Genomic DNA, 9500 nt, shown 5'->3' with positions numbered 1-9500 from the left:
ATCGAGAACGTCAACAGCTTCCGCGTTCAACTGTCCCAATGGTCCCATCAGGGCTACATCAACAAGATCGCACCGGCTCTCTACGGCCCCATGCCCACCAGCACTTAAGCCTTTGTCAGCAGGCTCTTAGGGGACCTCGTCGGCAATGACCTCTGGTGGGACTGGCAGAGGGCTGATCACGGGCTCGCCGCCGGGCCCCATCGGATCGACGCTGGTCGTCGCCTCTCCGTGATGGGCCCAGCCGGGATCTCATGTCGCGATATAGCGTTAGTCTTCTACTCGCGCCACCGCCTCGCCCAGCGCGGAGAGGTTCGACAGGACCAGGACGGAAGCATGTCGGGAGAGATTTCGCCCACCGGAAAGGGCTCCGGCTCCTCGCCCGAGCTGCGCGCCTCTCATGCGGACCGGGACCGGGTGGTGGAGGTGCTGCGTATCGCGGCGGGGGACGGCCTGCTGACCGCGGAGGAGCTGGACGAGCGCCTGGAAGCCGCCCTGTCGGCGCGGACTCTGAGCGAACTGACCGTGCTCACCGCTGACCTGCCGCCTGTGTCGGCTACGGCCGGTGCGACGGTGGCGGAGGTCAAGGACGTCGTCCGGATCGAACGGGTCTTCAGCGGCGCGGTCGAGCGTGTGGGGCGCTGGGTGGTGCCGCGGAGGCTGGAGCTCGCGGTGACGTACTGCGAGGTGACGCTTGACTTCACTGACGCGGTGATCACGCACGACACCTTGCGGATCGACGTGGGCATGACGGGGAAGACCCTGACGCTGATCACGAGGCCGGGCATCGTGGTCGATACCGATGGTCTGCAGCTGGTGCACAGCAAGGTCAAGCACCGTCAGGCTTCGGCGAATCCGGATGCGCCGGTCATTTTGCGCGTGGAGCTGGTCGGTCAGGCGGTTCACGGGCGTGTGGTGGTGCGGCCGCCGCGCCGGACGTTCGGGGAGTGGCTGTCGCGCAGGCCCCCGTCCGTTTCTGCAGGCGATTGACTCCATCGCCGCTCTTCGTGCATCAGGTAAATCGGCGGAGCCGGTTGTCTCAAGTGGTTGTGACCGCGCGGCCCGGCTGCAGCAAATGGGCGTGTAGTTCCGTTAGAATGAGAGGACGGCAGCACTCAGATGTCGCGCTGAAGGTACCTGAGAAGGAGTCCGATATGGCCGCCGCCGCACAACCCGGTGCCGTCCGTCCGGGCGGGCGTACCGCCCGGGTCCGCGAGGCCGTGCTCCAGGCCGCCGGCGACACCCTGGCCGAGAAGGGCTTCGACGGCCTCGACCTCGGTGAGATCGCGCGTACGGCGGGGGTCGGCAAGACCACCGTCTACCGCCGCTGGGGCACGCCCAGCGCGCTCGCCGCCGACCTCCTGCAGGACATGGCCGAACGATCGCTGCCGCGTTCCCGTAACGGCGACATCGGCCGGGACCTGCGCGACAACGCCCGCCTGGTCGTCAAGACCCTGACCGACCCCCGCCAGGGGCGCCTGTTCAAGGCGCTGATCGCCGCCTCGCTCTGCGACGAGCAGGCCGCGCGGGCGCTGCACCGCTTCTACGCCGTACGCATCGGTGAATGGTCCGGCTGCGTCACCGACGCCGTCGAACGCGGCGAGCTGCCTCCCGGCACCGACCCGCACCGGGTGATCGCCGCCGTCTCCGCCCCCTTGTACTACGCCCTGCTCAACACGGGGGAGCCCCTGGACGAGGCCGCCGCGGACCGGGCGGCCACGGCGGCGCTGGCGGCGGCCCGCGCCGGGGCCGGCTGAGCGCACCCCGTGGTCCGCGCCCGGCGCCTGGATCACCGGCAGGCGAGTGCCTGGGTGCGGTAGAGGTCGGCGTAGTCGCCGTCCGCCGCGAGTAGCTGGGCGTGGCTGCCCTGTTCGGCGACCCTGCCGTGGGACAGGACGACGATGTGGCCGGCCACGTGCACGGTCGAGAAGCGGTGGGAGACCAGCACGGTGATCGCCCCCCGCCTCGTGGAGTCACGGGTCTGCTCGGCGAACAGCTCGAGAGGTCGTGTTCCGCCTGCGGGTCGAGCGCTGCGGTGGGTTCGTCGAGGACGAGCAGCAACGGCCTCTCGCGCATGAGGCCGCGGGCGAGGGCGATGCGCTGCCATTGGCCGTGGGAGAGCTCGACCCCGCCGAAGGTCCGTCCGAGGTCGCGGACGTGCTGCCCGAGGTGCGCAGGCGCCGTCTGGCGGCCGAGCAAGACGGAATGTACGTCAGCATGTTCACCTATGTGCTCGAGGTCGTTGCCGAGGTGTTCATGCCGGCCGTGGAGGAGGGCGACGAGAACGTGATCACGTCCTTCTTCGGCGTCTGCGAAGAGCTGCTCGGCCTGAACAGCGGCCTCCTCACGGAGAGTGTCGACGACCTCGTGGCGAAGTTGCTCATCAGGTATTATCCGCACCTCATTTCGCAGAGCGGCCCGCAGCTGCAGAAGCTCATCGCCACTCACTGAGCTGATCCAGAGCCCCGGCGATCGACGTGTTCGGGCCGTAGACCCTTGGGAGTGGGCAGGGCAGGCGACCCAGTCATGTACCTGACTGCCGTCAGTCAGAGCCCAGTCAGCCGACGGATACCGATGGGATCCCGCTGGACTTACAGTCCCCGAAAAAGATCATCTTCGGGGAGGTCCGTTGTCCCGTGTCAAAGTCACGGTTTCCGTCCTGATCCTGCTCCTCTCCTTCTGCGCCCCCGCCGTGGCGGCGTCGGCCGTGCCGCGGCCGCCCGGCAACGGCGCCCGCAACCAGTTCCCCGCGGGTACGGCCAAGGCGACGCCCGCCTCCAAGCCCGAGCCCGTGCCCCCGGCCTCCAAGCCCCCGCTCGTCAAGCGCAAGGGGTTCGTGCCGGCCGCCGCCGGCAAGGGCGTCAAGGGCGGCTACGTCGTCACCCTCAAGCAGGCGCCCACCCGGAAGGTGGCCGGCGACCTCGCGGGCCGGTTCGGCGGCACCGTACGGGATGTCTTCGACCGTGTCCTGCCGGGCTTCTCCGCGCAGATGAGCGAGGAGCAGGCGAAGCTGCTCGCGCAGGATCCCGCGGTCGAGTCGGTCCAGCAGGACCAGGTGTTCAAGGCGACCGACGACGAGATCATCAAGGAGACCACCCAGGACGATCCCGAGAACTGGGGCCTGGACCGCGTCGACCAGCTGGACCGGCCGCTCAGCCAGAGCTTCACCTACCGCTACCAGAGCGAGACCAGCGCCGGCGACCAGATCTACATCATCGACACGGGCATCAAGACGAGCCTGCAGGAGTTCAGTTGCCGGCATTCCTCCTCACGTCCGGCCAGCGCGGCCAGTACGGCGAGGAGCGCGCGCAGCTGGGCGGCCCAGTGGTGCTGGCCGGTCTCCGTCGCGGCGTGCAGACCCTCCGCCGCGCAGGCGGCCGCCTCCGCGTGCCTGCCGCGATACAGCCGCGCCGTGGCCAGGAGTTGCAGGCCGAGCGGGAGCAGGCCGGCGGACCCGTCCGCCCGGCAGCCGGCCACGAACGACTGCGCGGCCAGTTCGGCCGCGGTCTCGCCGTCGAAGCCGCCAGGGCCGCCGGAGCCGCCGGAGCCGCCAGGGCCGCCGGAGCCGCCGGAGCCGCCAGGGCCGCCAGGGCCACCCGGGACGCCCGGGCTCTCGAAGCCGAACGCCGCCACGACCAGCGTGCCCGTACGTTCCCCGAGATGCCCGGCGCGGGCGGCGTCCACCAGGACGCGAAGCCGGTTCGCGCCGGGCTCCCGCATGCGCCCGGCGAACAGGCGGTGCGGATCGTCCTCGGGCAGGCAGAGCGCGGCGAGCCGGCCGATCGCCTGCTCCGGCAGCCGCGGGTCGCCCGTGTACCAGACGGTGAGCAGCGCGTCGAGAAGGATCGCCGCCGCCGCGTGCGGGTCCTCGCCCGCGATGAGACCGGCGCCCTCGACCAGCAGCGTGTGGGCCGCGCGCGGAGTGCCCCGCTGCAGCTCGATGGCCGCCCGGACGCCCGCCAGCCGGGCCTGGACGGCGGGCTCGCCGGTGAGAGGGGCGGCGCGGTCGGCGAGGTCGCCGGCCCGGTCCAGCCGTCCCGCGTCGATCGACGCCTGCGCCGCGGCGGTGAGGCGGCGCGCCCGGTCCGCGCGCCCGCCGGACAGCTCGGCCGCGCGTTCGTAGGCGTCCGCCCTGGCCGCGGGGCTGCGCGCGCGCAGCGCGGCCGTCTCCAGCTCCTGGGCCGCCGCTTCGTCCGCGGCTGCGTCCGTTCCGGTGGCTGCCCCCGCCAGGTGCCAGGCCCGCAGGTCGCCGTCCAGGACCTGGGCGAGGGCGTGATGAACGGCGACGCGCGTGGCCAGCGTCGCGGCGGCGGCGACGGCGTTCCTGATCAGCGGGTGACGGAACGTCACGACGCCGTCGCCGACGCCGGCCAGGCGGCCCTCCTCGGCGGGACCCAGGTCCTCCAGCGTGAGGCCCAGGCTCCGCCCCGCCCGCAGCACGGTCTCCAGCCGCGGCTGGCTCGCGGCCACGAGCAGGAGCGTCCTGGTTTTCACCGGCAGGGCGTCCACCTGCGCGCGGAAGGCTTCGTGCAGCCGGGTGGCCCGGCCGTTCAGCGCCAGCGGGTTGCCCTCCGCCTCATCGAGCAGCCGCCCGGCGGCCGGCTCGGGCAACGGGCCGCGCGCCTGCCTCAGCAGCTCGGCCGCCGCCGTCCGGTCCAGCCGGCCGAGCCGCCGCTCCGGCAGATCCTCCAGCAGGTGTACGCCGTCGGCGACCGCGAAGATCATGGCGCCGTTCCGTATCCTGCGCGCGACGAAGTGCAGCACCATGGTGGACGGCTGGTCCAGCCACTGGACGTCGTCGACGAGGACGGCCACCGGGCCCTGCGCGGCCAGCACGTCGAGCACGGCGAGCCCGACGCGGAGCCGGTCGGCGGGCTCGCCGCGCACCGCCTGCTCCAAGGCGGCCGGCAGCGTGGCGCCGGGCCGGTCGCGGAGCAGGAGGCCGACGGCCGCGTACGGCATCTCGCTCTCCGACTCCACGCCCGTCAGCCGGTGGAGTGCGAGCCCTCCGGCGGACCGCGCCGCATGATCCAGCAGCGCGGTCTTGCCGATCCCGGCCTCGCCCCGCAGCACCAGGCAGCGCCCGGCGCCGTCGCGGGCCTCACTGAGTAATCGGTCGAGCTCAGCCCGCTCGTCATCGCGTCCGACCAGCATGTGCCGAACTATAACTAGCGTTTGAGGACGACCTTGATGAAACGTGGCTGATACCAGCGGATGTCGCGGTAGACGTCGTGCCAGTCGAGGCTGTTCATGTTGTAGGAGATGATCATCGACTCGCTGCCCGACGCGTCGTCGAGGACGAAGTCGTGCGCCTTGGCGTTGTAGGTGTAGAGATTCCCGTTCCCGTAGTCACCCCAGGGGCCGCCCTCGGTCGTCTTGTACAGGAACGTCTTGCCGCCGAACGGGCCGCTCACCGAGCATCCCTTGTAGAGGTAGATCTCGCCGCTGAAGGCCACGGAGCTGTCCTGGGTGACCAGCCTGCCGTTGTCGTCGACGCTGAACTCGTTGCTCACGGGAACGTGCGCGCCGTTGCTCCCCACCAGGTACTGGCGGGTGGTGAAGGACTCCTCGGGCATCCAGTCGCCGTTGACGTCCAGGTACTGCCACGGCAGACGCAGGTCGCTGCCGTGCACGCGGGCCACGTGCAGGTACTTGTAGACCGCCGTCGGCGCCTCGATCGGGCCTTCGTGGACGTCCTCGACCCCGTAGATGTAGGTGTAGCCGTCGTAGGAACGGTTGCGGTTCAGGACGGCCGCGCCCCAGGCCACGCCCTTGGACGAGGGCAGCACCGACACGTCGATGGGATGACCCAGGTCATCGGTGTCGAAGGTGGCCACGACGTTCCCGGACCATCCCCAGTCCCACAGGCCGTCCCGAACCTCGTGTACTCCTGGTACACCACCTGTAACTGATCATCGCCGCCGTTCTTCGAATGACTCGGGGCGCCGCCCCAGAACCAGTAGGTCTGCGTCCCGGGCATGATCGAGCTCGGCGACTGCGCCGTGCCGCCCGTGTGGGTGACCGCCCCGGCCGAAGTGTCCTGCACGATCGAGTTGTTGATGAACGGAGCGGTCTCCGGCCGGGTGTCGTCGCTGTTGACGGGCGCCAGGAAGGTGTCGGAGAAGATCCAGAGCCGCCCGGTGCCGGGGATCGAGCTGATGGAGTACGTGCCGTCCGCGCCGGTCCAGGCCCGGTTCTCGTGGGCGAGGTTGTACCACTTCTCGTTCAGGGGGGCGTAGGGTGCGCCGGCCTGCGTGACGGTCGCGGAAGGAGGCGTACAGCTGGGGCGGGATTTGCGGCCCGCGTAGAGAAGGCGGTTGGGCGAACCCGTCTTGATGCCGTCGAGCTTGTTCTTGGTGGAGTTGGCGATGAGCGCCTCGCGCACCGCGGCCGGGGTCGCCACCTGGCCCGCGCCGAACTCGAGCAGGATGGCGGCGGCGGCGACGAAAGGGGCCGCCATGGAGGTGCCCGACGACAGCTTGAACTTGCCGTCGTTCTGGTAGTCGGCCGAGAGGATGTCCTCGCCGGGGGCGAAGAGGTCCACGCACGGGCCGTAGTTGGACCAGGGCATCTTGCCGTCGCCAGGGGTCGTGGCGGCGACGGTGAAGGACCCCGGCGCGCGGGCGGGGGAGGAGTTGCAGGCGTCCTGTTCGTCGTTGCCCGCGGAGACGACGACGGTGTACCCGGCCTCCACGGCCGTCTGCACGGCCTGGTCGACCGCGGTGTCGACCGGGCCCCCCAGGCTCATGTTGATCACGGTCTTGACGGTCTGGCCACCTGAAGCGGGGGCGTCCTTGACCGCCCACTCCAGGCCCTTGATGATCGAGGTCGTGGAGCCGTAGCCGTCGCAGGCCAGCACCTTGACCGCCACCAGCTTCTTGTACCTGGCGAGCCCGACGGTCTTACCCGCAGCGATCCCCGCCACGTGGGTGCCGTGGCCGTTGCAGTCGTCGTTGGTGGTGTCGATCGTGTTCGTTCCCCACGTCGCGCGACTCGCGCCGTTCGCGCCCTTGGCGGTCGCGGCACTGAGCCACGCCGGCCCCCGTGAGATCGCCCCGACGGCGGGGTGGGCCACCTGGGCGCTCGGCCTGCTGGAGCTGGGACTCGGCCGGCCCGAGGAGGCGCTGGGCCGATGGGAGGCCGCGCCGGTGCGGTTCTACCAGGGCATCCCCTCCGTCTTCAGGGCGGCCGACCACGTCGAGGCCGCCGTACGCGCCGGTCGTCCGGAGCTCGCCCGCCGGCCGCAGGCCTGGCTGGAGCGGACAGACCTGCCCTGGATGGCGCCGGTCGTGCTGCGCTCCCGTGCCCTGCTCGCGCCCGACGAGCGGGCCGGCCGCCACTACGACCTGGCGCTCCGGCTCCACCCCCAAGGCCGCCACCCTTTCGAGCGGGCACGAACCCAGCTCCTGTACGGCGAATGGCTGCGGCGCACCCGTCACCTCACCGGCGCCCGGGTGCAGCTCCGCTCGGCGCTGGAGGCGTTCGAGCAGCTGGGCGCCGCCCTGTGGGCCGGGCGCGCCCGCGCCGAGCTACGCGCCGTCGGCGGCTCACCCACCCCCTCGCCGGAGCCGGAACGCGACCCGCTCGCCCTGCTCACCCCGCAGGAACGGCAGGTGGTACGGCTGGCGGCCACGGGGGCGAGCAACAAGGACATCGCCGACCGGCTCTTCCTCAGCCCCAGAACCGTGGGCTACCACCTCTACCGGGCCTTCCCCAAGCTGGGCGTGCGCTCCCGCCACGGACTGGCCGATCTGATCTCCGGCTGCTCGCCTTCCGAGCCGTGACCGGTTAGTTAGGGTTTGATCCATGGAATCGGCTGACGGCGGGAACCTGCAAGAGCTCCTCGACGAACAGGTCGTCTACTACCGGGCGATCGCCGCGGAATACGAGCGCCACGCTCTGCCCTTTCCCGGAGCCGCTGAGCTGTCGGCGGCGCTCGATGCGTTCCGGCCGGCCGGCAGCGTGCTCGAGCTCGCCTGCGGCCCAGGCAAGTAGACCCCTTAGCTGCTCCAGCACGCCACAGACCTCACCGCCGTGGACGCGTCCCCGGAGATGCTCGCCCTTGCCTCGGCGCGGGTGGGCGAGGACGATCGGGTGCGCTTCGTGTCCGCCGACGTGTTCCGCTGGCAGCCGGACCGTCGCTACGACGTCGTCTTCTTCGGGTTCTGGCTGTCCCATGTTCCCCCCGAACGGTTCGCGTCATTCTGGTCGATGGTGGCCGCCTGCCTGAAGCCGCAGGGGCGGGCGTTCTTCGTCGACGACGCCTACCGGACCGCCGAGGAGCTCATCGAGGGCGAGCAGTCCACGACCGTGCAACGTCGGCTCCTGGACGGGACCGCGTACCGGATCGTCAAGGTCCCGCACCAGCCGCGGGACCTCAAACGACAGCTCGAGCGGATCGGATGGCGCATCGATATCCACGCGCGCGTACCGCCTACGACCCGCGCCGCCGCCCAGGTCTGAGCCGGCAGAGAAGGTCAACGCGGCCGTAGTGGGCGATGGCCCTGGCCGGCGGTCCTTCGTCAGGCGACAGCGCCTCGATCAGGTGCGGCCGGGTGTCTGCTTGGCGGCGTGGGCCTGGCGCCACTGCTCGGCCGCTTGCAGCATGGCGTGGCTGACCTGGTCGAAGAAGTCGCCGATGTCCCGTAGCCGGATCCCGGCGGGTGAGGTGGCTCCAAGCGTTGCCGCTCCTTGGCGGGCGAAGGCGGCCAGCAGCGTGTTCTGGCGGGCGCTGGCCATCCAGCCGCGGAACCAGGCGTCGGCGTCGATGACGTAGCGGTCGCGCCGCCGGCGGGGGTCGCGTTCGCGCCGGATCAGCTCCTGCCGTTCGAGCTCGCCGACGGCCTTGGAGATGGAGGCGGGGCTGACCTGCAGCTTGCGGGCGAGCTCGGCCGCGGTGAGGCTGCCGCTGTCGGTGAGGTAAAGGCTGGCGAGGACGCGGGCGGTCATCCGCGACAACCCAGTGTTGATCATGACAGTGGTGAACTGCTCCTCAAGATCGCCGACGGCTTCACGGTCGCGTCCCCCAGGGGCCGGCGGACGTCTGCGGGCGCGATCCTGGGTGGCCTGGTGCGCCCGGTCGGCCCGGTAACCGCCGGGGCCACCGTTGCGGGCCACCTCCCGCGTGACGGTGGACAGCGGCCGGTTCAGGCGAGCGGCGATCTCGGTGGGGGTGAGCCCTTCGGCCAGTCCCTCGGCGATCTGCCGCCGGTCTTGATGGGTCAGCCTGCCTCCGGGCATGGGCGGCACCTTCCTGGTCAGACGCGCACGGACGGGTGCAGTCTTGCATTCGCCTCCACCTCATTGCAAGTCCACTGTGTTGCATTCGCCGTCATCGCCATTGCAATTCTGCGAGAAAATCCCTATTCAGCAGCCATGATGGAATTGACAGTTTTGCAAACGCAAACTAGCTTTTCGTTTATTGCAAACGCCAAGTGCCCGGCGTCGGGCAGGCTCGCGGCCGCCTGGCGAGTCCGTCGCCCTCAACCCCACCCATCCAAAGG

11 protein-coding genes are annotated in these 9500 nt (G+C 70.7%); 6 read left to right on the top strand and 5 right to left on the bottom strand.

Annotated elements, in window-relative coordinates; translation table 11 throughout:
* Positions 1–333: 333 nt before the first annotated feature.
* Together ABEA43_RS64260 and ABEA43_RS64255 are read left to right on the top strand one after the other, a co-directional pair.
* Complete coding sequence (locus ABEA43_RS64260; RefSeq protein WP_345579561.1) at positions 334–987, top strand: DUF1707 SHOCT-like domain-containing protein; 654 nt, start codon at positions 334–336, stop codon at positions 985–987.
* 164 nt (positions 988–1151) lie between these two features.
* Positions 1152–1754: a TetR/AcrR family transcriptional regulator gene (locus ABEA43_RS64255; protein WP_345579558.1), complete on the top strand. Its 603-nt coding sequence runs from the start codon at positions 1152–1154 to the stop codon at positions 1752–1754.
* On the opposite strand, the gene ABEA43_RS64250 is transcribed toward ABEA43_RS64255, so the two are convergent.
* Positions 1669–2094, bottom strand: coding sequence for a hypothetical protein (locus ABEA43_RS64250; protein WP_345579570.1), 426 nt, complete (start codon positions 2092–2094; stop codon positions 1669–1671). The genes ABEA43_RS64255 and ABEA43_RS64250 overlap by 86 nt on opposite strands.
* Between ABEA43_RS64250 and ABEA43_RS64245 the strand changes: the two genes are divergently transcribed.
* Positions 2005–2448, top strand: a complete 444-nt coding sequence (locus tag ABEA43_RS64245) for a hypothetical protein (RefSeq protein WP_345579573.1) — start codon at positions 2005–2007, stop codon at positions 2446–2448. The two genes, ABEA43_RS64250 and ABEA43_RS64245, sit on opposite strands and share 90 nt — an antisense overlap.
* 756 nt (positions 2449–3204) lie before the next feature.
* Here the strand turns inward: ABEA43_RS64245 and ABEA43_RS64235 are convergent.
* From ABEA43_RS64235 to ABEA43_RS64225, 3 genes are read right to left on the bottom strand one after another with little or no spacing between them, the layout of a single operon-like run.
* Positions 3205–5151 (bottom strand): AAA family ATPase, encoded by a 1947-nt coding sequence (locus tag ABEA43_RS64235; RefSeq protein ID WP_345579552.1) that lies wholly within the window; start codon positions 5149–5151, stop codon positions 3205–3207.
* 14 nt (positions 5152–5165) lie between these two features.
* Entirely contained in the window at positions 5166–5792 is a 627-nt protein-coding gene (locus ABEA43_RS64230; protein ID WP_345579549.1) for a glycoside hydrolase family 183 protein, read from the bottom strand.
* On the bottom strand, positions 5741–7072 hold the full coding sequence (locus ABEA43_RS64225; RefSeq protein ID WP_345579546.1) for a S8 family peptidase: 1332 nt from the start codon (positions 7070–7072) through the stop codon (positions 5741–5743). The genes ABEA43_RS64230 and ABEA43_RS64225 overlap by 52 nt, the downstream gene beginning before the upstream one ends.
* Between ABEA43_RS64225 and ABEA43_RS64220 the strand changes: the two genes are divergently transcribed.
* From ABEA43_RS64220 to ABEA43_RS64210, 3 genes are read left to right on the top strand one after another with little or no spacing between them, the layout of a single operon-like run.
* Positions 6966–7781, top strand: coding sequence for a helix-turn-helix transcriptional regulator (locus tag ABEA43_RS64220; RefSeq protein ID WP_345579543.1), 816 nt, complete (start codon positions 6966–6968; stop codon positions 7779–7781). The two genes, ABEA43_RS64225 and ABEA43_RS64220, sit on opposite strands and share 107 nt — an antisense overlap.
* 22 nt (positions 7782–7803) lie before the next feature.
* Positions 7804–7992 (top strand): hypothetical protein, encoded by a 189-nt coding sequence (locus ABEA43_RS64215; RefSeq protein ID WP_345579540.1) that lies wholly within the window; start codon positions 7804–7806, stop codon positions 7990–7992.
* Positions 7993–8001: 9 nt separating this feature from the next.
* A complete protein-coding gene (locus ABEA43_RS64210) occupies positions 8002–8460 on the top strand; it encodes a class I SAM-dependent methyltransferase (RefSeq protein ID WP_345579567.1) in 459 nt (152 codons plus the stop codon).
* 78 nt (positions 8461–8538) lie between these two features.
* Here the strand turns inward: ABEA43_RS64210 and ABEA43_RS64205 are convergent, their stop codons facing one another.
* Positions 8539–9237 carry a GbsR/MarR family transcriptional regulator gene (locus ABEA43_RS64205; protein ID WP_345579537.1) on the bottom strand — a complete coding sequence of 233 codons (699 nt, stop codon included), beginning with the start codon at positions 9235–9237 and terminating at the stop codon, positions 8539–8541.
* Positions 9238–9500: the final 263 nt, after the last annotated feature.

The sequence above is a fragment of the Nonomuraea rosea genome (assembly GCF_039539705.1).
Taxonomy (GTDB): domain Bacteria; phylum Actinomycetota; class Actinomycetes; order Streptosporangiales; family Streptosporangiaceae; genus Nonomuraea; species Nonomuraea rosea.
Note: the sequence above shows the minus strand (reverse complement) of the source record. Positions and strands in the feature narration are given on the sequence as shown.

Excerpts from the sequence above, each read along its gene's own strand:
- ABEA43_RS64260 (WP_345579561.1), top strand. The coding sequence starts at position 334 with ATGTCGGGAGAGATTTCGCCCACCGGAAAGGGCTCCGGCTCCTCGCCC.
- ABEA43_RS64255 (WP_345579558.1), top strand. The coding sequence starts at position 1,152 with ATGGCCGCCGCCGCACAACCCGGTGCCGTCCGTCCGGGCGGGCGTACC.
- ABEA43_RS64235 (WP_345579552.1), bottom strand. The coding sequence starts at position 5,151 with ATGCTGGTCGGACGCGATGACGAGCGGGCTGAGCTCGACCGATTACTC.
- ABEA43_RS64215 (WP_345579540.1), top strand. The coding sequence starts at position 7,804 with ATGGAATCGGCTGACGGCGGGAACCTGCAAGAGCTCCTCGACGAACAG.
- ABEA43_RS64205 (WP_345579537.1), bottom strand. The coding sequence starts at position 9,237 with ATGCCCGGAGGCAGGCTGACCCATCAAGACCGGCGGCAGATCGCCGAG.